The organism is Bacillus sp. TH17, from assembly GCF_016651125.1.
Taxonomy (GTDB): domain Bacteria; phylum Bacillota; class Bacilli; order Bacillales; family Bacillaceae_G; genus Bacillus_A; species Bacillus_A mycoides.
Window position 1 is genome coordinate 354,332 of the sequence record NZ_JAEKEN010000001.1, and the last position, 25,976, is coordinate 380,307.

Consider the following 25,976-nt stretch of genomic DNA (forward strand, 5'->3'; position numbering starts at 1 on the left):
AGAGAAATTGGGCTTTTCTTTATTCTATTATTCAATTTTCTTTATTAAAGAATTCTGCCGTGTCACAAAGTATATCGCTCATTCGTTATATAGAATGAGAGGAGGAATTATATGAAAGTTACAAACAAAGATTACGAAAAGATGGAAGAGCTATACGAGTTGTATGAACAAAAAATTTATTATGTAGCTTATTCTATTTTAAATAATATTCAGCAGGCTGAAGATGCAGTTCAAGAGACGTTTATTACTCTTTATAAGAATTTGGAAAAGCTGCATAGTTTGAACACTCAAGAGCTTAAACAGTATATTTTGAGGATCGCGAAAAACAAGGCGATTGATAGTTACCGGAAAAATAAACGACATGAAACATTTTTAGAAGAATATCAACGAGAATCAACAGAGGTAGTAGATGAAAATATTGAAGAGTGGGAAAAACGTATAATGTCTGAGGTTCAGATTGATACATTGCTAAAAGAGCTAAATGAATCTAACAGACAAGTGTTTAAGTACAAAGTCTTCTATAACTTAACGTATCAAGAAATTTCAAGTGTAATGGGGATAACAGAGGCTAATGTCCGCAAGCAATTTGAGCGCGCTCGAAAACGAGTACAAAGTATTATAGGAGGTATACAAAATGACGAATTCAAAGAACTCCAAAGAAATGTATGACCTTGCTGAAAAAATTGCTTTAGATGATTTTGATAAACTGGATGAACAACATGAATTTTCACATACATATACACACAAAAAGAAATTGTTTATGGAGGAAATGAAGCTGAAAGACGAGCAACCACAGACAAAGCGTAAAAGACATCGTATGTTAATCGCTGCGGCCTGTTTATTGATTGGTATGCCGACAACCGTTTTTGGTGCAGTAAAAGTCTATAATATGATTGTTCAAAAACAAAATTACGAAGTAAATGTTTCAGTAACGAATAGGGAATCGAAAAATATTGATAAGTGGTATAAGTTGAAAGTTGGTAAATTACCAGAAAATATGGAAGCAATTGATGACTCGGCTATGAAATATTCATTTAAAGATAACGACGCAATGGGTGGATTTTCATTCGCCCTTTGGAGAGTGGGGGGAAATGCGGACTTTCAAACTTTATATTCAAAAAGCTATGAAGAAAAAGAGATAAATGGCAGGAAAGCAGTAATTGTTCATAAAGAAACTGGAAACAACAATGTAATGTTTGATAGGAAGGTCTTTCTCTTTTTTGAGAAAGAAGGGATTATGTTAGAAAGTTTTATTGGATCAGATGTAAATGAAGAACAAATGATGGATGTGTTAGGGAACATTTCACTTGAGCCTACGTCAAAAGAAAAGGCAGCACATATAACAGATTATGATAAAAAGTATTTTAGTGAAGCGGATGAACCTAAAAAAACTAAGGTGATTCCTTTGAAAAAAGATAGTAAACGACTATTTCACATAGGACAAAAGGTTCCAGTAACGATATCTATGGATAACAGCCAAATTGAATATGTGATAGAAAAAGTTGAAGTTTTTGATTCGATTAAAGATTTTAAACAAGAGAACTTTAATGAACTTGGCTTAGGGATATTAAGCAAGAAGAAGGCTTTAGATCAGACGGGAAAATTGCTATCGTACAGACGGGATGTATATAAATTAGGGAATGGTAAAGATTCAATTGATACATTAGTAGATTCGAAATTAGTTAATGTTAAATTTGTCTACCTGACAACAACAGTGAAAAATATAGGTAAACAGGTGACAGAAGAAATCTATATGACTCCATCCATAAAACAGCTTAAATTTGAAGGAAATGCATGGAACTACGCTAAAGAAGAGGGAATGGACGCAACGCGTATTATGACGGGCGAAGTCGATTATTTAGAACCTCATGGAGATGGAAAAAGCTTTTACAATATTGGCAGTATCCGACCTGGCCAAACGATGAAAGTTAACTTGGGTTATTTTGTGGATGAGGATAAACTAGATTCAATTTTCCTTGATGCTTTTCATTACAGAGGGAATGGAAGTACTGAAAATATGAATGCGTCATATCGTTGGTGGATTGATATTCGTCAACAGTCAAAACAATAGGAACAAATACACAAAAAGCTGCTTATATTTAGCAGCTTTTTCAGTCTCCATACATATGTAAAACTTCTTTCGCACGCATACGTAAACCATCTATCAATTCTTTCGGTTCTAAAACTCGTGCATCTTTTCCAAGTCTATAAAATAAAGGGGTAATAAAGTTAATCTCACCTTTATCAATTGTTGAATGTATATATCCTGTCCCGTCTTCGTTTACTACCACGAATTCTTCAAGGTAAGGAACGCTTTTACATTGGCGCACGCCTTCAGTCGTTAATAAAACATGTAACTGGGTAGGAATATGCACTACGTTAGAGCTAGAGGCAAACCATTCTTCTAAATTCATGAACGTATCTTTATTTTCTTCTGTTGATAATATAGAAAGAATACGATCAACGCGATACAGTAATATTTTTTTGCTGCTGAAGTCATAGGATGGTAAGTACCATAGACCATCATGAGCGTATACACCGATAGGATGAACATGTTTTGTTTTTATCCCCGATTTAGATTCGTATTGAAAGTCTAAATTTTTATTTTCAATAGCGGCAGTTAACACTTCGTTTAATAGAGGTGTATCAATTGTTCTCTTCGGATTCCAAAACGCGATATAAGAACGTATTTTATCAACTTTCACTTTCGCATCATGTTGTAGGGAGCTATACAGCTTATGCGTAACGGAATTGATTTCTGTGTTAAAAGGCAAGTCTCTGTAGTAGCTTAAAGACTGAAAAGCAAAAAAGATGGATACTGCTTCTTCTTCGGTAAATAAAATAGGGGGAATGACTTTATTCGTTAATACTTTATATCCTCCGTTACGACCTTGTTCAGCGTAAATAGGTAATCCCATATCACTTAAATCTAAAATGTATCTATGGACAGTACGAACAGAAATATTAAATTCATCAGCTATTTCTTGAGCTGTAAATGTTTTTTTTGCAGAAGCAAATATAAGAATGTCTAGTAAACGTTTTGCTTTTGACAAGGATATCACCTTTTTCTTTTTTAACATGACATAAGTTGTCATGTTTTATGGTTAGTATAGTGCTTATAAGATGATTTTATCAATAGAAGCTGTAAGGAGGAAAAGATATGTCACGTGAAATTGTTTTATTTATTGCAGCGAGTTTAGATGGATTTATCGCGAAAGAAGATGATGATTTAGAGTGGTTAATGGAAACAGAAGGTGAGGGAGACAACGGTTATACAGAAATGTACGAAACAATTGATACGATAATTATGGGAAAGAGAACGTACGATTATGTGGTAGAGCATACGGAAACATTCCCGTACCTAGATAAAAAATGTTATGTTTTTTCTAATTCAGAAAAAGGTTCAAACGAACATGTAGAGTTTGTAAATGAAGATGTATTAGAGTTTACAAAAAGGTTGAAAGAGCAGGAAGGATCTAAAATATGGATGGTCGGTGGAGGGAGTCTACTGAGAGAGTTCTTTAAGAATAATTTAATTGATGAATATGTTGTTACGATTACACCTCACATATTAGGTTCTGGAGTTCCGCTATTTAAAGAAAAGAACCCGGAAATTAATTTAACTTTAACGGATACGAAACGTTTTGGGCAATTCGTAAATTTATATTATAAAGTAAAGTCCTAAAGGATAAGAAAACACGACTATTGATGATAGTCGTGTTTCTATATAGATGGCAATGAAATTGTAAAGCAAGATCCGTGATCAATTTCACTTGTGACAGTAATATTCCCGCCGTGTAGTTCTACGATTTCTTTTACGATGGAGAGCCCTAAACCAGTGCCTCCTGTAGCTCTAGAGCGCGCTTTATCAACACGGTAAAAGCGATCGAAAATGTGAGGGAGGTCTTCAGGGGGAATACCTTCTCCCTTGTCCTTAATTTTGATGGAAATATGTTTATGTTCTTCTGTAACAGAAATATTTATATGAGAATGTTCTTTTGAATGTCTATACGCGTTATTTAAAATGTTAGCCATAACTTGTTCAAAGCGTTGCTCATCTAGCTTTACTAAGAGTGAGGAAGGACATGTGAAAACAACTTTAATTTGTTTTTCTCCGTACATCACATTTATTTTTTCAGTGATGCGAGTAAGGAAGGTGTGTAAATGCACTTCCTGTACTTGAATGAAAAAGTTATGCTTTTCCATTTGAGCGAGTGAAAATAAATCTTGGACTAAGTTTGTAATATAATCAGACTCGTCTTTTATAATGGATAAGTATCGTAAACGTTGCTCTGGGGGAGTGTTTTCTTTTGATGCAATGTCAGCATAACCTCTTACGTACGTTAATGGTGTTCGTAATTCGTGAGCAACACTTGCTAGAAATTCACTTCGCTCCGTTTTCATATAATGTAAATCATTTGCGAGAGTTTGGATAGATTGTGCTAGTTCACCAATTTCGTCATTTCGAGTAGTTGTTAATGAAACGGATAAATCGCCCTTACTTATTTTTTCAGTCGCTTGTTTCATGTGTAACAATGGTTTTGTTAACAAACGTGATAATAGAAAAATGGTGATGGCTGTTAATAGGAAAGTAATGACTCCAGCGATAATGAATTGCCGTGTGAGCCCGTTAACCATTTCTTCGATTGATTCCGTCCCGAGAAACATATATACATAGCCTTCCGTTTTTCCTGCCACTACAATTGGGCTAACTGTACATATATAATTAGATGTTTTCCAATGATTCTCTATAATTGCTCCATCATGATCTGTTCGTGTTTGCATTCCTTCAATATGTTTTTTTATAGTAGTATTTATTTCATTGGATTTAGCTAGTATTTCCTTATTTGCATTTGTAATAATAACAGTTGTTTCAGCTTCGGATTCCATTAAAGCAACATGAGAGATTGTTTGCCTGTCAAAATATTTTTCAAGGACATCTCGGTGACTATTTCCACGCTTTAATAAAGCAGTCATTTCTTCATTCACTCTATTGTTTACAAGGCTATAATAGAGCAAGACAAATAGAACACTTTCGATTAAAAGTGTAACAATTAGAAAATAAAATCCGAGTTGAATAGAAATTCGCTTCATCGTTTTGCTCCTTAGTTTTCAATATCAATCCATCGATATCCTACTCCGTAAACAGTTTTTTAATGGTGATCAATGGGGAAATTTACTTTTCGTAATTTATCACGTAAATTACGAATATGTGAATCGACTGTTCTATCTTCTGTATTTGTATTTAATCCCCAAATTCGTTCAATGAGCTGATCACGGCTTAATACGTAGTTCACATGACGTAAAAATAATCCGAGTAAAGAGAATTCGATTGGGGTGAGAAGAAGTTCTTCATTATGGACAGAAATGAAATGCTTGGCCTCATCCCATAAAATGCCGTGATATTGGATTTGTGCATGTTGATTGGTTCGGCGTAAAACAGCTTCAATTCTTGCGAAGAGCTCCTCTTCGTGGAATGGTTTCGTCACGTAATCATCTGCTCCAAGTTTTAACCCTTGAACGACATCTACCGTTTGATCACGAGCAGTTACCATAATGATAGGAACGTTACTAAATGACCGAATTCTTTTGCAAGTTTCCCACCCATCCATCTTTGGCATCATAATATCGAGTAAAACAAATTTGAAGTTTCGATTTTCTATATGTGAAATAGCTTCTTCTCCGGATACTGCACATACGCAGTTATATCCGATTGGAGTAAGATAAAGCGTTAATAATTCAAGCATTCTCGGTTCATCATCTACGAGTAGTATATCGATCATAGAGTACCTCCGCATTTGTAGTTATTACTTAAATTGTAAGGCAAAATCATGAAGAAATGGTGCAGATTATAATGCATCTGCATAATTTCTTCAGAATTGCTTGTTATTGTAAAGTTGAAATTCCATTTTAGGTAATAATATTGGCTCGAAAACGAATAATACGGAGGCGATATAGTGAAAAAGATGACCCGAATTTTGGGGATAACAATAATTGCAGCAGTCGGTCTTGCGGCATGCGGACAAACGAGTACAGATCATAAAAATCATGAATCTACAGAAGAGAAGAAAACAGAGCAAAAGGAAATGAAAATGAATCAGGAGGTAACTGCGCCGAAAGAAATGAATCAAGGTGCATCGAATGATTTATTAACGACAAGTTTAAAAAATGTAACGAGATTAAATACAAATGATCCTCTGCAAATGGCAGTATTAACTTCGCAAACGATATGGCCAGCAACGCATAAAGAGAATCAGCCAGGCGCTATTATTTTAGTGCCAGTGAACGAGTGGCAATTAGGTATTGCAAGTGCGGATCTTATTCATCACCCGAATAACGGACCGATTTTATTTATAGAAAAAGAAAAGGTACCCGAAATGACGTTAAAAGAAATAAAACGACTAAATCCGCTCGGAACGAAAGATGGAACGCAAATTATGGTGATGGGGGATATAGGGGCATCTAGCCTAGAGCAATTAAAAGAATATAAAGTAAAGCAAATAAAAGAAACGGACCCAGCTAAATTTGCTAAAGATGTTGATAAAGAATATGCCGATATAACAGGAAATTATCCAAATAGCGTTATTATCGGTTCGTCTGAAGAAGAAGGACGTTTATATACAACACCAGCTGTAAATTGGATTTCTCATATGCCGGAACCTCTTCTATATACTGAAAAAAATAAAGTGCCAGAAGCGACAATAGAGGCATTAAAGACGAGAAAAGATAAAGCGAATATATATGTGTTAGGACCAGAAAAAATCGTTTCGAAAGAAGTAGAAAAAGAGTTAAGTAAATACGGGAAAGTAACGCGTATTAGTGGGGAGACTCCAACAGAAAATTCGGTTGCATTTGCGAAATTTAAAGATGAAAAAACGAAATTTGGCTGGGGATTCACAAAACCAGGTCACGGTTTGTCATTTGTTTCAAGCAAAACACCAGACTTAGCAATTGCGGGAGCACCGTTTTCACATATGGGTAAACATGCCCCTGTTGTTTTGCTTGAGGAAGGAAAAGCAAAACAACCAGTTTATGACTTCCTTGCTACTATTCAGCCGAAGTTTAAGGATGACCCAACACTTGGACCGTATAACCATGGTTTCCTATTAGGAAGTACTAGTGATATCTCATTTGAAACACAAGGGATATTAGATGAGAGGTTAGAGATTGTTCAGGAAAGTGGTCAAGGTCACGGTGGACATTAATAAAATGAGAAAAGACGCTGCTAAGGTAGCGTCTTTTCTTTAGGAAACTTTTACATAGCACAACATCCTTTGCTCGTTATATAATAGCCTTCGTGCAGTCGGCCTTGATTTTCTTATGGAGAAAATCAAATGATAAAAGAGTGGAGGAGTGTTACTTTGTTTCAAACTATAAAAAATGAATGGTTCTCAAATATGAGAGGGGACGTGCTATCGGGGATTGTTGTTGCTTTAGCATTAATTCCTGAAGCGATAGCTTTTTCTGTTATTGCAGGTGTAGATCCGACCGTTGGGTTATACGCCGCTTTTTGTATTGCGGTTACAATTTCGTTTGTCGGCGGAAGACCAGGGATGATCTCGGCGGCAACGGGTGCGATGGCATTATTAATGGTCACTCTTGTGAAGGATCACGGTTTGCAATATTTATTTGCTACGACAATAGTAACAGGTATTGTTCAAATTATTTTCGGATTGTTCAAGCTGAGCTCATTTATGAAGTTTGTTCCTAAATCTGTTATGAGTGGTTTTTTAAACGCACTTGGAATTTTAGTTTTTACAGCGCAATTGCCGCATTTTAAAAATGCAACTTGGCAAATGTATGCACTTGTCGCATTAGGACTTGCAATTATATATTTATTTCCACGTATTACGACGGCTGTTCCGTCTACACTTATTTCAATTATTATTGTGACAAGCATTGCACTTATGAGCGGATTACAATTAAAAACAGTAGGGGATATGGGAAGTTTACCGAAAGAATTACCGTTCTTTAGTATTCCTGATGTTCCATTTACACTTGAGACATTAGCAATTATTTTACCGTATTCAGTTATGCTAGCGGTTATAGGTTTACTAGAGTCATTATTAACGGCGTCGGTTTTAGACGATATGACACATACGGAAAGTAATAAGCATAAAGAGGCACGTGGACAAGGGATTGCGAACGTTGTTGCTGGTTTCTTCGGAGGAATGGCAGGATGTGCAATGATTGGACAATCTGTTATTAACATTAAATCAGGTGGTCGCGGGAGATTATCGACGTTTGTAGCCGGTGGTTTTTTAATCGTATTGCTATTTGTTTTAGGTGATTACGTTGTTCATATTCCGATGGCAGCTTTAGTTGCAGTTATGATTATGGTTTCGATTGGGACGTTTGATTGGAACTCTGTAGCGACGATTCATAAAGTACCAAAAGGAAACGCATTTGTTATGATCGTAACAGTTGTGATTGTCCTAATTACACATAATTTAGGATTAGGTGTAATTATCGGAACGATAATTAGTGCAGTTTTATTTGCATTCAATATGGCAAAGATTCACGTGAAACATTTGTATATTGAAAATAAGAAAATATACGAAATTCACGGCCAACTATTCTTCGCATCTACGGCAGAGTATATAAATGCTTTTTCATACAATGAAAATGTGAAAGAAATTGAGATGAACTTTACTAACGCACACGTATGGGATGATTCAGCAGTAGCGGCAATTGATAAAGTTATCATGAAATATGAACAGAACGGTGTGAAAGTAAGGATCACAGGGTTAAATGAACGTAGCTCGAGGCTCGTTGCGAATTTAGCTACTTATAATAAGAGAATTGCTAGTTAGAAGCCTCCTTTTTAGGGGGCTTTATTATATAATACGGGTAGGATAACGAAAAGGGGATTCAGCATATGTACAAACAAATTTTATTAGCATGCGATGGTTCTGAACATGCACTTCGAGCAGCCGAGCATGCAACATATATTGCGAAATTTAGCGAAGAAACACATGTTGAAGTTGTGTACGTAGTAGATAATAGAACGGCAAAGTCAGATATTATACAAGGACAAACGGATTTAGAAACAATATCAGCTAGTCGAAAAGATAAATTAAAAGAGATTGAGGGTTTATTAAAGAAAGAGAACATTTCCTACAAAATTACGATTCTACATGGCGATCCAGGAGATACGATTGTTCAATATGTAAATACAGGAGATATAGATCTTATTATTGCTGGGAGTAGAGGGCTAAATACACTGCAAGAGATGGTGCTTGGTAGTGTAAGTCATAAAATAGCAAAGCGTGTGAAATGCCCGGTGATGATTATAAAGTGAAGCTTTAATCAGTGGGGGTTTTGTTCATCCCCGACCTAACTTCTTTGCTTTCACTGAATTTTGAGGTGGGGGTCTTACTGCCCGGCGAATAGCGGGATAAAATAAGTTGAGTGAGATATTATGTAGTGTAAGCAGGACCTTGATATAATTCGAGGTCTTTTTTGATGTATAGAGGGGGGGATTATGGAAATACTAGATATAAGTTTAAAGGGAAATCGTTAACTTACAAATTTGTAAGTTTGTTGTCAGAAAAATCGATGTTATGAAATTTTTCCCATTGGTAAAATAAGAGTATCAAAGGGGAGATAGGGAGGATGGAAGTAATGAAATCATTGCAAAATTTATCATATAGTCAAGGGGTAAGCTTAATTTGTTTAGGCGGATTTGCTGCATCTGTTACGTTAGCTATTTTAATAAAGATGGTTCATCAAATCTTTTAATTTTAGAGTAGGGAAGGAATTGGTTGTTATTAATAGCAAGAGAAGTATTATAAATAAAAAATAGCTCCTAGCATGTATCTTAGTGCTAGGAGCTATTTTCTTATTTCTCTGTTTCTGCTTTATCGCTTGTTACGCTAACGTTACCCCATTTATATTGATCTTCTGGTGTATATTTATAGTCTTTTACGCGGTTGTTTACACCTTTTAAATCGAATTTATAATGAAGTGGAATTAATGGTACTTCATCATGAATTAATTTTTGCCATTTATCGTAGACGTCTTTACGATACTTTTCATCAGCAGCCGCTGGAGAAATACCCTGTTTTAATAATTCATTATTTTTGTCATTAGACCAACGCGTGTAATTGAACGATGCATTTTTAGCCCAAATACCAGAAGGGTCTGGGTCAGATGCAGTTCCCCAAGCTCCAGAGAAAATATCAACTTTTGGATCATCCTTTTTAATCATATCGTAGAATGAGTTAAATTCATGTAAGCGACCATCAAGAAGCTCTACTTTTAGGCCGATGTCTTTCCAAGATTGAATAAAGAATTTTGCGAGTGGTTCACTTACATCGCTACCACTCATTGATAAGAAATTAGCTTTAAATTCTTTACCATTCGGATCTTCACGGAATCCATCTCCGTTCGTATCTTTATAGCCAGCTTCATCTAATAACTTTTTAGCTTTCTCTACATCTTTATCATAAGAACCAACTTTATTGTTGTGATATTTTGGTAGAGATGGTGGGATTGGTGAGTTAGCCGGATAACGTAGGCCATGATATAATTTTTCACCAATTTCTTTTCGATCAATAGCATACGCCATTGCTTGACGTACACGAACATCTTTAAATTTATCTTTATCCATGACTACTTCTTCTTTTTCTTTATCCATATGCCCTAATTTAAAGCCGATATAACTATAGTATAAATCGGTTTTGCCGAGTAATTGTGCATTTTTTAATTGACTTACATTTGGATATTGATCTGCACTTACTTCAGCAATGTCAATATCGCCGTTTTTTAAGGATGCGTTAACAACGGAAGGATTGACAACTTTTAAAACCATGCTTTTCAGTTTTGGCTTTCCACCATAATAGTCATCAAAACGTTCAAATTCAACGGATTCCCCTGGCGTAATTTTCTTCACTTTAAAAGGCCCAAAGCCAATTGGATTTTTACGGATTTTATCAGATTCTGCTAATTTATCGATTGGTACATCTCCTAAGTATTTCTTATGGAGAGGGTATGTCCAAAGTCCTGTTTTCACTGAAGGGTTTGGTTCTTTAAATGTAATAGAAATTGTTTTTGGATCCGTTACCTTTATACCTGAAATTTTTTCGGATTTTCCATTATGGTAATCTTCCATACCTTCAATCATTTGCATTTGAGAGTCATAGCGAGAGCCAGCATATAGTTTGCTACCGATCACCAGGTAAGAATATTCTAAATCTTCAGCAGTAACAGGGTTCCCATCATGCCATTTTACATTATCTTTAATTTTTAGTGTAATTGTCTTTTTATCTTCAGAAAGTTCATATGTAGCAGCTCCATCATTAGTGTATTCCCAGTTTTTATCATTTGATAATAAAGATTCATCGAAAATTGTAAGGACTTGATTATCAGGATCTCCCTCATATACAGCGAAGTTTAAAAGGCCTTCAAATGGTGTGTTAGAAACAAGACCATATGTTAATGAACCATCTTTAATTTCTTTTTTGTCATTTTTAACAGTTGTACTAAATTTATTTGTATCTACTTTTTTTGTGCTGCTAGTTTTTTCACTACCCCCACTGCCCCCACATGCTGAAAGTAGTAATGTTGAAACTGCAAGTGTACTTAATACTTTGAAAAAATTTGGTTTATTCGTCATCTTCTCCACCCCTTATCCTTTTCTCTGTCTTGCATCAGCCGAGCGGCGTAGCGCTTGGCCAATAAAATTTATACACAGCATCAATGTTAAAATCATGATTGATGCGGGTAACCAAATCCACCATTTCTCTTGTAATACATCTGGGTTTCTAGCATAACTAACAAGTGTACCAAGGCTTGGTGTACTTTCTGGTAGACCGAACCCTAAGAAAGTTAGACCAGATTCAATGCCGATGTTTCCAGCAAGATTTAATGTAACACTGACAATGATAATTGAGCTTAAGTTAGGTAGTACTTGAAAAAGAATGATTTTCCAGTTTGGTGTTCCTAATGTTTTTGATGCAGAGACATAATCGAGTTCTTTTTCAGTTAATACTTTTGAGCGAATTAATCTTGCCTTTCCTGTCCATAAGAAAACGGTCATAATTAAAATGAAAGTAAAAATGTTGAATGTAGGAACAAGTGTAATAAAAACAATTACAAGCATTAAAAATGGTAAAACCATGACAAAATCGATAACGCGCATAATGATATTATCAATAGTTCCTCCAAAATAACCGGCAATTAATCCAATTGAAAGACCAATCAAACAAGAAAGAATAGTAATAGCTAGTCCAATTGTAAATGAGTTACGTGTACCAATAATAAGTTGGCCGAAAATATCGCGTCCTCCGTAATCTGTTCCTAACCAATGTTCAGCAGAGGGAGGGGCATAAATGGCGAATAAATCAACTCGTACAATATCTTCTTGTTTCATAATAAAAGATGCTGCGTATACCGCTAGTAATAAGATTGCTAGGAAAAAAAGTGAAAACATTGCTAATTTATCTTTGCGAAGTTCTCGCCACATAATAGAGAAACCAGAAGGACTTTTTTCGTAATGAATAACTTCAGTTTGTTTTTTAGGGTTTGCTAACATTAAAAACCCTCCTTTCTTTAATCAATACGAATACGTGGATCAACGATGCTTAGAATAATATCTGAAAGGAGAGTTCCAAGTAGCGTTGCAAATCCAGTAAACATAACGAGTGCAGTTATTACACTAAAATCGCGTTGAGAGATAGATTGTATAAATAGTTGTCCAATCCCTGGATAACTAAAGATACTTTCCAAGAAGATGGCACCACCAACTAATCCTGTAATTTCATAACCTAAGAAGGCTGCAATTGGTAAGAATGAATTTCGTAAAATATGTCTAGAATAGACTTTTGATTCTGGAACACCCTTTGCTCTTACTGTACGTACAAAATCTTTATGTTTCGTATCGATAATTTCGCTTCGTAAATATTGAACAGTACCAACTGTCGCAATTAATGCGCCGGATAAAGCTGGTAATAGCATGTGATTGAATTTGCTTAAATAGTAAGCAAATGTACCTGTTGCAACTTGAGGATCTACGCTACCGCCAGTCGGAAACAGAGCAAACTTAAATCCGAAAAGGAAGAGCATAATTAGTGCAAATATAAATAGCGGTGTAGCAAAACCTAGATAGTTGTAAATGGTAATGAGTCGATCAGCCCAGGTGTCATTCCAACGCCCACTTATAACTCCCAGTGGAATGGCAATTAAGTAAGTAAGAATAAGAATAACAAGTGCTAAAGATACTGTATTTCCAAGTCGTTCACCAATTAAGTCGGTTACTTTCATTTTATGTGCATAGGAAATACCGAAGTCACCTTGGACGGCATTTTTAATCCAGCGTACATATTGTGTTGTAACCGGGTCATTTAATCCTAGCTTTTCACGTTGTTCTTCAATGACTTTTGGATCTGCTTTTGGGTTATTCATTGCTCTACCGGTTAAGGCATCGCCTGGCATTGCTTTAGCTAGTAGAAATACTAGTATACTTAACACGAATAATTGCGGGATCATCACTAAAAATCTCCGTAATATAAATTTCCACATGTTTTATCACTCCCTTAAGGTAATGCCACCCGGTGAGTTGGCGAGATTGGTTTTAAATCGTAAGCACGACCGTTTTCATTGAAATACTTTTCGTATGATTTTTCGTACTCAGAACTTACTTGTTGACGTAATTTACGTTGTTGTTCGCGGTTTTCTGGACGAATATCAGGAATAGCTGATATTAGGCGTTTCGTATAGATGTGCTGTGGATTATTATAAATTTCTGCACTAGTTGCTTCTTCGACAATGCGCCCGCGATACATTACACCGATGCGGTCACACATATGACGAATTACGCCTAAATCGTGACTTATGAATAGGTACGTTAATCCAAGTTCAGATTGTAAATCTTGTAAGAAGTTTAAAACTTGCGCTTGTACCGACACGTCAAGTGCAGATACTGGTTCATCGGCGATAATAAGTTTTGGTTTTAATGTAAGAGCGCGTGCAATACCAATTCGCTGTCTTTGTCCACCGGAAAATTCATGTGGGTATTTATAAATAGACTCTGGATTTAACCCAACTTTATCAAGGTATTCTTGAACTGCTCGACGCTCTTCATCGGGTGAGAGCTTTTCAAAATTCCGAAGTGGTTCGGCAATAATATCGATAACACGTTTTTTTGGATTCAATGATGAATACGGATCTTGGAAAATCATTTGGATATCTTTTCGTTGTTCTCTTAACTCAGAGCGACTTAATTTCGTTAAATCCCTATTATTAAAATGAATGCTACCGCCTGTCGCTTTCGTTAAGTGCATAATTGCTTTACCCGTTGTTGATTTGCCGCTACCTGATTCACCAACGATTCCATATGTTTCACCAGGTTGTAATTCAAAGCTTACGCCATCGACAGCTCGTACATAATCTAATGTACGTCCGAAGAAACCGCCTTTAATTGGAAAGTGTACTTTTAAATCTTCTACTTTAAGCAGTGCCATGAGTTACGCCATCTCCTTTCTTATGTTGGAAGTTGAAGTGCTTATAGCAAGTACAACGTACCCAATGGTCTGGTTTTACTTCATGTAAAACAGGATTTTCCTCATGTTGATCTGGTCTAACCCAAGGGATTCGGGCTTGGAATCGGCATCCAGTGCGAGGAAGCTTCGCTAACGAAGGAACCACGCCTTGAATTACATGCAATTTTTCTTTTTCCGCATACGCAGATGGAATTGAGTTTAATAGAGAACGAGTATATGGGTGAAGCGGGTTATTAAAAATCTCTTCTACTGTTCCTGTTTCTACAACTTGTCCTGCATACATAACGACAATACGATCAGCTGTTTCGGCAACAACGCTTAAATCATGTGTAATTAAAATGATGCCCATTTTCGTTTGTTCTTGAATAGATTTTAGTAAGTCTAAAATTTGTGCTTGGATGGTTACGTCAAGAGCCGTTGTTGGCTCATCCGCAATAATGAGTGCTGGGTTACAAGCAATCGCAATCGCGATAACAATTCTTTGTCTCATTCCGCCAGATAATTCGTGAGGGTATTGTTTATATGTAAGTTCTGGTTTTGGAATACCAACTTGATGGAGTAGTTCTAAGGTGCGTTCTTTCTTTTCTGCTTTCGAAAGGTTTGTGTGGTAGTCTAAGTTTTCTTCGATTTGTTTTCCAACTGTCATAAGAGGATCGAGTGCTGTAAGAGGTTCCTGGAAAATCATACCGATGTTTGATCCGCGTACTTTATTCATCTCTGCGGTCGACATAGTAAGTAAATCCTTATCTCTATAGTTAAGTTGCCCTTGTAATTTTGTATTTGCTTCATTATGCAGTCGCATAATGGAAAGGGCAAGTGCACTTTTTCCGCAACCGGATTCACCAACTATCGCGACAATTTCATTTTCATGGACAGTTAACGAAACGTTATCAACTGCTGCATGATATTGATCTTGTATGCGAAAGGAAGTCTGTAAGTTTTCAATGCGAAGAAGTGGATTCTTCATGGTTATCCCTCCATCTTTTCTGAAAAGACTAAATATTTAGTATGTTGTTGCTATTTTAATATAAAGTGACAATGTTTGACAAGAGTAAATATTCAAAAATCTTTTTATATAGAGATGAGATGCAGTAATATAAGGATAAAAACCCTTTTAAAACGCTCACAATTATAGGTTGGATTGATAAATTATTTGTAATAAAAAAGTACTATATGTAGAAAAAAGAGAGGTGTTCTGGAAAGAACTGTCTCTCTTTTTTTGTAAGTATAATATTAGTGTTTAAGCTTGTTTTTGTTTTGTAGATCCTGTATTTAAAGTAAGAGCAAGGAAGAACATTGCAAGCACACAAGAAGCAAGGAGCAAAATGAATCCGCCGTCCCATCCGAATCCATCTACAATAAAGCCCATAGCTGCGCTAGCAAAAGTAGCTCCCCCTAGGTAACCGAAGAACCCAGTTAACTCAGCGGCAGTTCCAGCAGCTTTCTTTGGTGCTAAGTCAAGAGCGTGTAGGCCAATTAACATAACAGGTCCGTAAATTAAAAATCCAATTGCGACAAGTGCGATGCTATCAACCATTGGATTACCAGGAGGGTTTAGCCAGTAAACAAGAACTGCGATAAATACACCGACCATAAATAAAATACCAGCAGGTGCACGGCGTCCTTTAAATAGTTTATCACTCATCCATCCGCAAAGAAGCGTACCTGGAATACCAGCCCATTCATATAGAGCATAAGCTGTACGTGAGCTACTATGAGTAAAGCTTTTTTCTTCAACTAAATAAGTAGGAGCCCAGTCTACAACGCCGTAACGAACGAAATAAACAAAAACGTTAGCGATAGCGATGTACCATAAAAACTTATTGTTTAATACGTATTTAAATAAAATTTCCTTTACCGAAAGTTCGCGTTCACGGTCCGCTACTTTTTCATCTGATGGATATTCCCCAGTATGTTCTTCAATAGAAGGTAATCCGCAAGATTGAGGTGTATCTCTCATCGTAATTAATACATAAATCCCCACTAAAATTGAAAGAATACCTGGGAAGTAAAATATACTTTTCCAGTCATTTGCAAAGAAATATAAGCCTAATGTAACGAGAGAAGGCATAAGCGCGCCGCCGACATTATGAGCGACGTTCCAAATAGACATTTTTGTACCACGTTCACTAACGGAGAACCAGTGAACCATCGTACGACCACAAGGAGGCCATCCCATACCTTGTACCCATCCATTTAAAAACTGAAGTACAAACATAAGTATAATGCTCGTTGTAATGAAAGAAAATGAGCCGAAAATAATATTAATGATACCGGATAAAAATAGCCCAGCTGCTAAAAAATAGCGAGGATTACAACGATCGGATACGATACCCATAAGAAATTTACTTAATCCGTAAGCGATAGATACTGCTGAAAGGATAACCCAAAGTTCCCCTTTACTAAAGCCTTGTTCGATTAAGTATGGCATTGCGAGTGAAAAGTTTTTTCGAACAAATTAGTAACCCGCATAACCGATGAAGATGCCTAAGAATACTTGCAAACGCAATTTGCGGTATTCGCTATCAGTGCGATCAGCTGGTAAGCGTTCTGCGTGGGGCGCAGGTTTAAATAATTGTGTGAAAAACATAAAATGAAAATCCTCCCCTAATTAATTGGAAGCGTTTTAAGACAGAGAGAATACAAAAAGGCTATGAATCATAAAAAAGTTCCCTTTTTTATGATTCATAGCCTTATACTCCGATTCTCCGTGACTGTCAATATTAACTTCGACGAAAATTATACAACTTTGTGACAAGAATGTAAACGTTTTTATAAAGAAAGTTGTTGACGTATTTTGTTTGTGGGATTAATATTTAAATACGTTAAATATTTTATTGCTTAAATAAGAGGTGGATAACATGCCAAATGATATGACTCATATTGATAAGATTCAAGCTCTTACATTCGCTATAGGAAAGAAAATGCAAACAGAGCTATTAGAACAAATGCAAGCATCAGGACTTACACCACCGCAGTTTTATATTTTAAAGATTTTAGATCATTACGGAGCTTCAAGAGCGACACAATTGGCGGAGAAAATGTACGTGAAACCGAGTGCGATTACAGTAATGACTGATCGTTTAATTGATCATGGGTTAGTAGAGCGCTATCACGACGATAATGATCGCCGCGTTGTTGTCATTGAGCTAACGAAGAAGGGGAAAGCTACAGTAGAAGAAGCGATGGCGGCTCGTAATGAACATATTGCAAAATACTTCTCACACTTAGAATTACAAGAGAGGGAAGATTTGTTGCGCCTCTTTGAAAAGCTAGAAACAATTATTTGCGGGAAACCAGAGAAAAAAGAGAAAAACTAAGAGGGATTGAGGAGATTACATGGAGCAACAAGAAAATCAGAATAGAAAGTTGTTGTTAATCGGTTTAGTAATCGCAATGCTATTTGCTGCATTGGACGGAACAATCGTTGGTACAGCAATGCCGCGTATCGTCGGTGAACTAGGTGGATTAAGTTTAATGACATGGTTAACAACAGCTTACATGTTAACATCAACAACGGTTGTACCGATTGCAGGTAAATTAGCGGATTTACTTGGGCGTCGTAACGTATATATAGCAGGATTAATTATCTTTATGGTTGGTTCAGCGTTATGTGGTATGGCAAACGGTATGACAGAATTAATTATTTTCCGTGGTATTCAAGGTCTTGGTGGCGGTATTATGATGCCAATGGCTATGATTATTATCGGAGATATGTTCACGGGAAAAGAACGTGCTAAATGGCAAGGTATTTTTGGAGCTCTATACGGTCTTGCCTCTGTAATTGGACCACAAGTTGGTGGTTGGATTGTAGACGCAGTGAACTGGAGATGGGTATTCTATATTAACTTACCAGTTGGTATTTTAGCGACAATCTTCATTGCAATGGGATTAAAAGCACATAAACAAACAGGACCAATTAAAATTGATATCGCTGGAATCTTCACGATGATTCTCGGTGTTGTAAGTTTATTACTTGCGTTAACGTTTGGCGGAAAAGATTATGCATGGGGTTCTTGGCAAATTATCGGGTTATTTGCACTAGCTGCCATTGGTATTGTTAGCTTTGTTATCGTTGAAACGAAGGCTGAAGAACCAATTTTACCGATGCACTTCTTTAAAAACCGCACATTTACACTACTGAATGCGATTGGTTTCTTTATGAGTATCGGAATGTTTGGAGCAATTATGTTCGTACCGTTTTTTATGCAAGGAATTGTAGGCGTAAGTGCTGCTGAATCAGGAACGATTATGACACCGATGATGATTACAATGATCGTTATGAGTATTATTGGTGGTCAGCTTGTATTAAAAATTGGTGTGAAACCACAAATTATTACAGGGATGCTTATTATGGCTAGTGGTTTCTGGTTATTAACAACGATGGATATGCACACAACTAAGCTTACTGCTACTTCTTATATGATGGTTATCGGTTTAGGAATGGGTCTTGTTATGCCGATATTAACATTAGCATTACAAGAAAGCTTCCCGAAAAAAGATCTTGGCGTTGTAACATCATCAAGTCAATTCTTCCGTCAAATCGGTGGAACATTCGGTATTACAATTTTAGGATCAATTATGAATAACACTTCAGGTACAACGTTAACAAATAAATTAGTACCTGTATTAGACACATTCCCAAAAGAAGCGGGACAAATGGTAACAAAATTTAAAGATATGATTCATACAGATCCACAAAGTTTATATTCTATGCTATTTAGTCCAGAGGCATTAAAACAAATGCCAGAAGCATTTTCTAATAGCATCGTACCAATTTTGAAAAGCTCTTTAGTGGACTCACTTCATACTGTATTCTTAACAGGATTGGTATTTATCGTAGTAGGTGCTATCTTTACGATTTTCTTACAGAAAATTAAACTGTCTGATCGTAAAAAAGGTGCTGAAGAGCCTGCTGTAGAAGAAAAGGAAAAAACTGTATCATATTCGTAATAAAAAAGCATCGCCTTATGGCGATGCTTTTTTGAGTATAACCTTAAAAGCTTTTTAGTGAGAAATGATTGACGTATTTTTATAAATGCGTTATATTATTTTCTGTAAACGGTTACATGAAATGAGGAGAAAAGAGAATGAGTACGATTAAAGACGTTGCAAAATTAGCAGGGGTATCTGTTGCGACCGTTTCCAGAGTGTTAAATAAAAATGGATATGTTCATGAGGATACATTAAAAAAAGTAGAGCGAGCAATTGAAATGCTAGATTATAAACCTAGTACAGTAGCACGTTCTTTATACAATAAAAAATCTCGTTTAATTGGATTAGTTGTTCCAAATATCGTGAATCCATTCTTTCCAGAAGTTGCACGTGCCGTAGAAGATGTAGCACATAAGCAAGGTTACACAGTTGTACTTTGTAACTCTGATGAAAATTTAGAAAAAGAGAAGCAATACATTGATGTGCTTAGACAAAATAATGTGGACGGATTTATTGTAGCAACGAATCCACAAAATAGTGTTAATTACATGAATTTGTCTATTCCAGTTGTTGCGATTGACCGTATGTTTAATGAGCGCATTCCTACTGTATATGCAGATAACTATGCAGGGAGTCAGGCGGCGACAAAGTTATTAATAGACAAAGGGTGTAAACATATTGCACATATTCGTGGACCGCGTGATGTGAGCACAGCTAATGAACGTTTTGAAGGTTTCGTAGACGTTATTACGCAAAATAATCTTTCTTATATGATTGCAGAGAGTACATTCGATCCAGCTAATAGTGAACGGGTAGCGGTGGAATTATTAGAAGAATATCCGCATATTGATGGAATTGTTGCTGGGAATGATTTAATTGCAATTGGTATTGTAAAGGCTGCACTTCAAAAGGGAATTTCTATTCCAAACGATTTACAAATTATTGGATTCGATGGAATTTCTTTAACTGAAATGATGTATCCATCTATTACGACTGTTGCACAGCCAATTTATGAAATGGGGAAAATTGCAACAGAATTGTTGTTAGAGCAGATGGAAGGAAATCCATTAGAAGAGAAACACTATCGTTTACCGATTGAAATTATAGAACGAAATACAACGAAGTAAGGAGATGAGACAGATGCCAAATATTGCAGTAGTAGGTAGCATTTCAATGGACTTAGTGGCTGTTTCAAAAATACGGCCGAAAGCAGGAGAAACAGTAATTGGTGAAGCGTTTCATACGATACCAGGAGGAAAAGGGGCCAACCAAGCAGTTGCTGCAGCTAGATTAGGAGCAAATGTAGCGATGGTTGGTGCAGTAGGAAATGATGATTACGGAACAGTAGTTAGAAAAAATTTGGAGAACGAACGCATTTTTATCGACTATGTGGTACCGGTTACAGATAGGACGACAGGAATCGCTCATATCGTTTTAGCAGAAGAGGATAACAGTATTGTTGTCGTACAAGGAGCAAATGCTCTTGTAAATGAGTCGGTTGTAGATCGTTCAAAAGACCTTCTTGTAAAAGCAGATATGGTTGTTCTTCAACTAGAGATTCCGCTTGAAACAGTAAAATACGTTCTGGCTATTTGTGAGGAACATAACATTCCAGTTATGTTGAATCCGGCTCCAGCACAAATCTTATCAGAAGATATTTTAGAAAAAGCGACTTATATTACGCCGAATGAACATGAATGTCGCATCGTATTAAATGATTTCACATCACCAATTGAAGAGTTACTGGCTAAATATCCAAATAAGCTATTGATGACGGAAGGGTCTAACGGTGTTCGTTTCCATAACGGAACGGAAGTTGTTCAAGTTCCAAGTATTGCTGTAGACGTAGTGGATACGACTGGAGCTGGTGATACATTTAACGGCGCGCTAGCAGTTGCACTTTCTGAAGGAGAAATACTTCAAAAAGCAATTCGTTTTGCGAACATTGCTGGTGGTCTTTCTGTAACGAAACTTGGGGCACAGGGCGGTATGCCAACGAGAGATAGAGTACGTGAAGTACAGGTGATTGTCGGATGAAAAAACACGGTGTATTAAATAGTGAAATTGCGGCGGTCCTTGCTTCACTTGGACATACAGATACGATTGTAATTGCTGATTGTGGGTTACCTATTCCTGATGGAGTAAAACGAATTGATTTAGCAGTTGAAATCGGAAAGCCTAGCTTTTTAGACGTATTACAAGTAGTTGCTGATGATATGGCAATTGAAAAAGTGATGTTAGCAGAAGAAGTTATTATAAATAATGCAGAGGTAAATAAAGAAGTTGAGATGCGATTAATAGAGCCAGCATTTGAATATGTGTCTCATAAGGAATTTAAAGAGCATACAAAGAGAGCGAAGGCGATTATTCGTACAGGAGAAGCAACGCCTTATGCGAATGTTATTTTACATGCAGGCGTGATTTTTTAATAAAGGGATGTGATGAGAATGCATATTGAAATGAAGAACATTTCAAAAGCGTTCAGTGGTAATCCTGTTCTAAAAAACGCACAGTTTATGATTGAAACAGGAGAAGTCCATGCATTGATGGGGGAAAATGGAGCGGGGAAATCGACGCTCATGAAGATTTTAACAGGTGTATATAAAAAAGACAGTGGAACAGTCATGATTGATGGGAAAGAACGAACTTTTAAAAATGCGAAAGAAGCTGAAGAGTATGGTATTGCATTTATCCATCAAGAGTTGAACATATTACCGAATTTAACGGTAGCTGAAAATATGTTTCTTGGAAAAGAGTTAATGTATGGGAAAACGGGCATTTTACGTACGCGTCAAATGAATGCGATTGCCCAGCAACAATTAGCAGATCTTGGCCTACATGTGAGAGGTGCTATGCTAGCAGGTGAATTATCAGTTGGACAACAGCAAATTATTGAAATTGCTAAAGCATTAATGACAAAGGCGAGCGTTATTATTATGGATGAACCTACAGCAGCATTAACAGATCGCGAAATTGAAACTCTGTTTATTGTTATTAATAAATTGCGTAAAGAGGGCGTTTCATTCGTTTATATTTCACACCGGATGGAAGAAATTTTTTCAATATGTGATGCTATTACGATTTTGCGTGATGGAGAATATGTAGGGAAAAGATTAATTTCAGAAACGTCATTTGATGAAGTAGTTAGCATGATGGTGGGCCGCAGTATTGGTGAACGTTATCCAGAACGAAATAGTCAAATTGGCGAAGTGATTTTTGAAATGCGAAACGGAACGAAAAAGGGGAAATTTGAAAATGTTTCGTTTCAAGTTAGAAAAGGTGAAATCCTTGGTGTTGCGGGCTTGATGGGAGCTGGTCGCACGGATATTATGAAAGCAATATTTGGATATGAACCGCTCGATTCAGGAAAAATTTTCATGAATGGACAAGAAGTAAAAATTGATAGTCCAATTGATGCGATTAGACAACGAATTGCCTTTATTACAGAGGATAGAAAATCTGAAGGGCTTGTGTTAGATTTTTCGATTCGTGAAAATTTAGCTTTACCAAATTTAGAAAGTCTTTCAAAGGGAAGCGTTGTTAATAAAGGTTTAGAACAGCAATTTACAGAGGATATGATGAAGCTTCTTAATGTGAAAGCAGCAAACGGAGAGCAAGCTGTAAAATCTCTTTCTGGTGGAAATCAGCAAAAGATTGTAATTGCAAAATGGTTAGGTATTCATCCGCAGTTACTCATTTTAGATGAACCAACGAGAGGTGTAGATGTTGGGGCTAAAAAAGAAATTTACTCTATTATGAATAAGCTTACCGAGCAAGGAGATGCCGTTATTATGGTATCGTCTGAGCTTCCAGAAGTTTTAGGAATGAGTGATCGAGTTCTCGTCATTCATGAAGGGAAAATCGGTGGTATTTTAGAGAAAGATCAGGCATCGCAAGAGTCTATTATGGCACTAGCTACAGGGGGAGAGTAAGATATGGCTAAGAAGGGGAATGTATTACAACAACTTGGTTCTTTAATTGGATTAGTATTAATTATCGTAGTAATTACAGCTTTAAATCCAGCATTTATTGAAATTCCAAATTTATTTAATATACTGCGCCAAGTATCGATTAATGCACTCATTGCATTTGGAATGACCTTCGTTATTTTAACAGGGGGTATTGACTTATCGGTAGGTTCTATTTTAGCATTATCAAGTGCACTTGTTGCTGGAATGATGGCAAGTGGCATGGATCCGTTCCTTGCAATGGTAGTTGGATTATTAGCAGGTCTTGCAATGGGGATTGTAAACGGTATCATTATTGCGAAGGGAAAAGTAGCTCCGTTTATTGCAACTTTAGCAACAATGACTATTTTTCGCGGGTTGACGCTTGTTTATATGGACGGACGTCCGATCACTGGTCTTGGTGATCATTTAATGTTCCAAATGTTTGGCCGTGGTTATTTCCTTGGTATTCCTGTGCCAGCCGTTACAATGATGATCGCTTTTGCAGTACTGTACTTTATTTTAAAGAAAACAACGTTTGGTCGCCGTACGTTTGCGATTGGTGGAAATGAAGAAGCGGCAGCTTTATCAGGTATTAATGTTACGAGAATTAAAGTAATGATTTACGGTCTTTCCGGAATTTTGGCAGCGCTTGCAGGTATTGTCTTAACATCAAGGTTAGATTCTGCACAGCCGACTGCTGGTACTTCTTACGAATTGGATGCAATTGCTGCAGTTGTGTTAGGAGGAACGAGTCTTTCAGGTGGAAGAGGATGGATTGTTGGTACATTCATCGGTGTGCTTATTATTGGTGTACTAAATAACGGTTTAAATTTATTAGGTGTATCTTCTTTCTTCCAACAAGTTGTAAAAGGACTTGTAATCTTACTAGCTGTACTAATTGATCGTCGAAAAGAAGCGTAATGGAGGGGCAATTCATGAAAAAATGGTTACTGATACTCGTTGCATGCATCATGGTAGTTACTGCTGGTTGTTCAATGGAACCACCAGAATGGGCAAAGGATTCTAGCGATAAAGGTCGAAATAAAACTATTAAAGTTGGATTTTCTGTTTCAACTTTAAATAATCCATTTTTCGTCACGTTGAAAAAAGGTGCAGAAAAGAAAGCAAAAGATAGCGGCATTGAATTAATTGCTGTTGATGCACAAAATGATGCAGCGAAGCAAACAAACGATGTTGAAGATTTAATTCAAAAAGGTGTCGATGTAATTGTTATTAATCCAACCGACTCAGATGCTGTTGCTTCAGCGGTAAGTGCAGCCAATGCAGCCGATGTTCCTGTTATTACAGTAGACAGAGTTGCAAATTCAGGTAAAGTTGTTTCTCACATAGCTTCCAACAATGTAGAAGGTGGTCAAATGGCTAGTGATTACATTCGGGAAGTAGTTGGTGAAGGAACAAATGTCGCTGAGTTAGAAGGAATACCTGGATCGTCTGCTGCTCGTGAGCGTGGGAAAGGATTCCATAACGTAGCTGATAAGTCTTTAAAAGTAGTAGCAAAACAAGCAGCTGATTTCGATCGTGCAAAAGGATTATCCGTTATGGAAAATATTTTGCAAGCAAATAGCGATATAAAAGCAGTGTTTGCTCATAACGATGAAATGGCATTAGGCGCAATTGAGGCATTGAAATCTGCTGGTAAAACAGATGTGGTTGTTGTTGGATTTGATGCAACAGATGATGCTGTAAAAGCGGTTAAAGATGGGCGCATGGCAGCAACAGTCGCTCAAAAACCAGAATTAATCGGAGAGAAGGCGATGGAAACAGCGAAAGAGATAACACAAGGTAAAAAAGTGGACAAATTTATTCCGATTGAATTAGAGCTTATTAAGAAAAAATAAATAAATATAAAATGAAAATTAGGAAGGAAGAATAACAAATGAAATTTTTTATTGATACAGCAAACATTAACGAGATTAAAGAGGCAAATGCATTAGGTGTAGTAGCTGGAGTAACGACAAATCCATCACTTGTAGCAAAAGAAGGCGTAGATTTCCATGAGCGTATTCGTGAAATTTGCAGCTTTATTGAAGGACCTGTAAGCGCAGAAGTAATTAGCTTAGAAGCTGATAAAATGATTGAAGAAGGAAAAGAGTTAGCAAAAATCGCTCCAAACGTTGTTGTAAAAGTTCCAATGACAACAGAAGGCTTAAAAGCAGTAAAAGCATTCTCAGATTTAGGAATTCGTACGAACGTTACATTAGTATTCTCAGCGGTGCAGGCATTACTTGCAGCTCGCGCTGGTGCGACATACGTTTCACCGTTCTTAGGTCGCCTAGATGATATCGGTCATAACGGTATGGACTTAATTCGCCAAATCGCAGAAATCTTTGCAATTCACGGCATTGAAACAGAAATCATTGCAGCATCTGTCCGTCACAGTGTTCATGTAACAGAAGCAGCATTAAACGGTTCACATATTGCAACAATCCCAGCAAACGTAATCGCTTCATTAGTGAAGCACCCATTAACAGATCAAGGAATTGAGAAATTCTTAGCTGATTGGGAAAAAACACAAGAGAAATAATACGAAATGGAGAACCCAAGTTTAATTAACTTGGGTTCTTTTTTT

Annotated in this window: 24 protein-coding genes and 1 pseudogene; 16 read left to right on the top strand and 9 right to left on the bottom strand. The window is 36.6% G+C overall.

The features are described from left to right. Positions 1–111 precede the first annotated feature (111 nt). Together JFT95_RS01615 and JFT95_RS01620 are read left to right on the top strand one after the other, a co-directional pair. Positions 112–669, top strand: a complete 558-nt coding sequence (locus JFT95_RS01615; RefSeq protein ID WP_061689165.1) for an RNA polymerase sigma factor — start codon at positions 112–114, stop codon at positions 667–669. Beyond that, positions 635–2,071 carry a DUF4367 domain-containing protein gene (locus JFT95_RS01620; RefSeq protein WP_201051222.1) on the top strand — a complete coding sequence of 479 codons (1,437 nt, stop codon included), beginning with the start codon at positions 635–637 and terminating at the stop codon, positions 2,069–2,071. Before JFT95_RS01615 ends, JFT95_RS01620 begins: the two co-directional genes overlap by 35 nt. Before the next feature lie 40 nt (positions 2,072–2,111). Here the strand turns inward: JFT95_RS01620 and JFT95_RS01625 are convergent, their stop codons facing one another. After that, positions 2,112–3,095 (bottom strand): helix-turn-helix transcriptional regulator, encoded by a 984-nt coding sequence (locus tag JFT95_RS01625; RefSeq protein ID WP_172796656.1) that lies wholly within the window; start codon positions 3,093–3,095, stop codon positions 2,112–2,114. A gap of 65 nt (positions 3,096–3,160) precedes the next feature. Between JFT95_RS01625 and JFT95_RS01630 the strand changes: the two genes are divergently transcribed. Beyond that, positions 3,161–3,685, top strand: a complete 525-nt coding sequence (locus tag JFT95_RS01630; RefSeq protein WP_002186949.1) for a dihydrofolate reductase family protein — start codon at positions 3,161–3,163, stop codon at positions 3,683–3,685. A gap of 38 nt (positions 3,686–3,723) precedes the next feature. On the opposite strand, the gene JFT95_RS01635 is transcribed toward JFT95_RS01630, so the two are convergent. Together JFT95_RS01635 and JFT95_RS01640 are read right to left on the bottom strand one after the other, a co-directional pair. Next, positions 3,724–5,094, bottom strand: coding sequence for a sensor histidine kinase (locus JFT95_RS01635; RefSeq protein WP_201051223.1), 1,371 nt, complete (start codon positions 5,092–5,094; stop codon positions 3,724–3,726). A gap of 59 nt (positions 5,095–5,153) precedes the next feature. Beyond that, entirely contained in the window at positions 5,154–5,783 is a 630-nt protein-coding gene (locus JFT95_RS01640; RefSeq protein ID WP_201051224.1) for a response regulator transcription factor, read from the bottom strand. A gap of 174 nt (positions 5,784–5,957) precedes the next feature. On the opposite strand from JFT95_RS01640, the gene JFT95_RS01645 reads away from it, so the two are divergent. From JFT95_RS01645 to JFT95_RS01660, 4 genes are all read left to right on the top strand, one after another. Continuing rightward, positions 5,958–7,205, top strand: a complete 1,248-nt coding sequence (locus tag JFT95_RS01645) for a cell wall-binding repeat-containing protein (protein ID WP_002140375.1) — start codon at positions 5,958–5,960, stop codon at positions 7,203–7,205. A gap of 156 nt (positions 7,206–7,361) precedes the next feature. Continuing rightward, positions 7,362–8,813 carry a SulP family inorganic anion transporter gene (locus JFT95_RS01650; RefSeq protein WP_201051225.1) on the top strand — a complete coding sequence of 484 codons (1,452 nt, stop codon included), beginning with the start codon at positions 7,362–7,364 and terminating at the stop codon, positions 8,811–8,813. Between the two features lie 65 nt (positions 8,814–8,878). Next, on the top strand, positions 8,879–9,301 hold the full coding sequence (locus JFT95_RS01655) for a universal stress protein (protein ID WP_002140377.1): 423 nt from the start codon (positions 8,879–8,881) through the stop codon (positions 9,299–9,301). 314 nt (positions 9,302–9,615) lie between these two features. Further along, positions 9,616–9,741 (top strand): DUF4027 family protein, encoded by a 126-nt coding sequence (locus JFT95_RS01660; protein ID WP_000453509.1) that lies wholly within the window; start codon positions 9,616–9,618, stop codon positions 9,739–9,741. Positions 9,742–9,841: 100 nt separating this feature from the next. Here the strand turns inward: JFT95_RS01660 and opp4A are convergent, their stop codons facing one another. The 6 genes and pseudogenes from opp4A to glpT all read right to left on the bottom strand — a co-directional run bounded on the left by opp4A (position 9,842) and on the right by glpT (position 17,091). After that, complete coding sequence (gene opp4A / locus JFT95_RS01665) at positions 9,842–11,617, bottom strand: oligopeptide ABC transporter substrate-binding protein (RefSeq protein ID WP_002140378.1); 1,776 nt, start codon at positions 11,615–11,617, stop codon at positions 9,842–9,844. Between the two features lie 12 nt (positions 11,618–11,629). Continuing rightward, positions 11,630–12,535, bottom strand: a complete 906-nt coding sequence (locus tag JFT95_RS01670) for an ABC transporter permease (RefSeq protein WP_002140379.1) — start codon at positions 12,533–12,535, stop codon at positions 11,630–11,632. Positions 12,536–12,552: 17 nt separating this feature from the next. Further along, positions 12,553–13,521 (bottom strand): oligopeptide ABC transporter permease, encoded by a 969-nt coding sequence (gene opp4B, locus JFT95_RS01675; RefSeq protein WP_012260312.1) that lies wholly within the window; start codon positions 13,519–13,521, stop codon positions 12,553–12,555. A gap of 14 nt (positions 13,522–13,535) precedes the next feature. Continuing rightward, on the bottom strand, positions 13,536–14,462 hold the full coding sequence (locus tag JFT95_RS01680; protein ID WP_002140382.1) for an ABC transporter ATP-binding protein: 927 nt from the start codon (positions 14,460–14,462) through the stop codon (positions 13,536–13,538). Continuing rightward, positions 14,449–15,468 (bottom strand): ABC transporter ATP-binding protein, encoded by a 1,020-nt coding sequence (locus tag JFT95_RS01685; protein ID WP_002140384.1) that lies wholly within the window; start codon positions 15,466–15,468, stop codon positions 14,449–14,451. The genes JFT95_RS01680 and JFT95_RS01685 overlap by 14 nt, the downstream gene beginning before the upstream one ends. Positions 15,469–15,741: 273 nt before the next feature. Beyond that, a pseudogene (gene glpT, locus JFT95_RS01690) lies at positions 15,742–17,091 on the bottom strand (glycerol-3-phosphate transporter). Positions 17,092–17,362: 271 nt separating this feature from the next. On the opposite strand from glpT, the gene JFT95_RS01695 reads away from it, so the two are divergent. The 9 genes from JFT95_RS01695 to fsa all read left to right on the top strand — a co-directional run bounded on the left by JFT95_RS01695 (position 17,363) and on the right by fsa (position 25,931). Then, the gene (locus tag JFT95_RS01695) at positions 17,363–17,821 is read left to right on the top strand and encodes a MarR family winged helix-turn-helix transcriptional regulator (protein WP_002125240.1); all 459 of its coding nucleotides are present in this window, start codon (positions 17,363–17,365) and stop codon (positions 17,819–17,821) included. 19 nt (positions 17,822–17,840) lie between these two features. Continuing rightward, entirely contained in the window at positions 17,841–19,454 is a 1,614-nt protein-coding gene (locus JFT95_RS01700) for an MDR family MFS transporter (RefSeq protein ID WP_002090931.1), read from the top strand. 137 nt (positions 19,455–19,591) lie between these two features. Then, positions 19,592–20,563 carry a ribose operon transcriptional repressor RbsR gene (gene rbsR, locus JFT95_RS01705; protein ID WP_061673981.1) on the top strand — a complete coding sequence of 324 codons (972 nt, stop codon included), beginning with the start codon at positions 19,592–19,594 and terminating at the stop codon, positions 20,561–20,563. Positions 20,564–20,576: 13 nt separating this feature from the next. Then, positions 20,577–21,473 (top strand): ribokinase, encoded by an 897-nt coding sequence (gene rbsK / locus JFT95_RS01710; RefSeq protein ID WP_078176723.1) that lies wholly within the window; start codon positions 20,577–20,579, stop codon positions 21,471–21,473. Beyond that, a complete protein-coding gene (gene rbsD / locus JFT95_RS01715; protein ID WP_002125248.1) occupies positions 21,470–21,865 on the top strand; it encodes a D-ribose pyranase in 396 nt (131 codons plus the stop codon). Before rbsK ends, rbsD begins: the two co-directional genes overlap by 4 nt. An 18-nt stretch (positions 21,866–21,883) precedes the next feature. After that, a complete protein-coding gene (rbsA, locus tag JFT95_RS01720) occupies positions 21,884–23,368 on the top strand; it encodes a ribose ABC transporter ATP-binding protein RbsA (RefSeq protein WP_201051226.1) in 1,485 nt (494 codons plus the stop codon). Positions 23,369–23,371: 3 nt separating this feature from the next. After that, a complete protein-coding gene (locus tag JFT95_RS01725; protein WP_002029798.1) occupies positions 23,372–24,307 on the top strand; it encodes an ABC transporter permease subunit in 936 nt (311 codons plus the stop codon). A 14-nt stretch (positions 24,308–24,321) separates the two neighbouring features. Next, on the top strand, positions 24,322–25,245 hold the full coding sequence (gene rbsB, locus JFT95_RS01730; protein ID WP_201051227.1) for a ribose ABC transporter substrate-binding protein RbsB: 924 nt from the start codon (positions 24,322–24,324) through the stop codon (positions 25,243–25,245). Between the two features lie 38 nt (positions 25,246–25,283). Further along, the gene (gene fsa, locus JFT95_RS01735; protein WP_000667669.1) at positions 25,284–25,931 is read left to right on the top strand and encodes a fructose-6-phosphate aldolase; all 648 of its coding nucleotides are present in this window, start codon (positions 25,284–25,286) and stop codon (positions 25,929–25,931) included. Positions 25,932–25,976 lie beyond the last annotated feature (45 nt).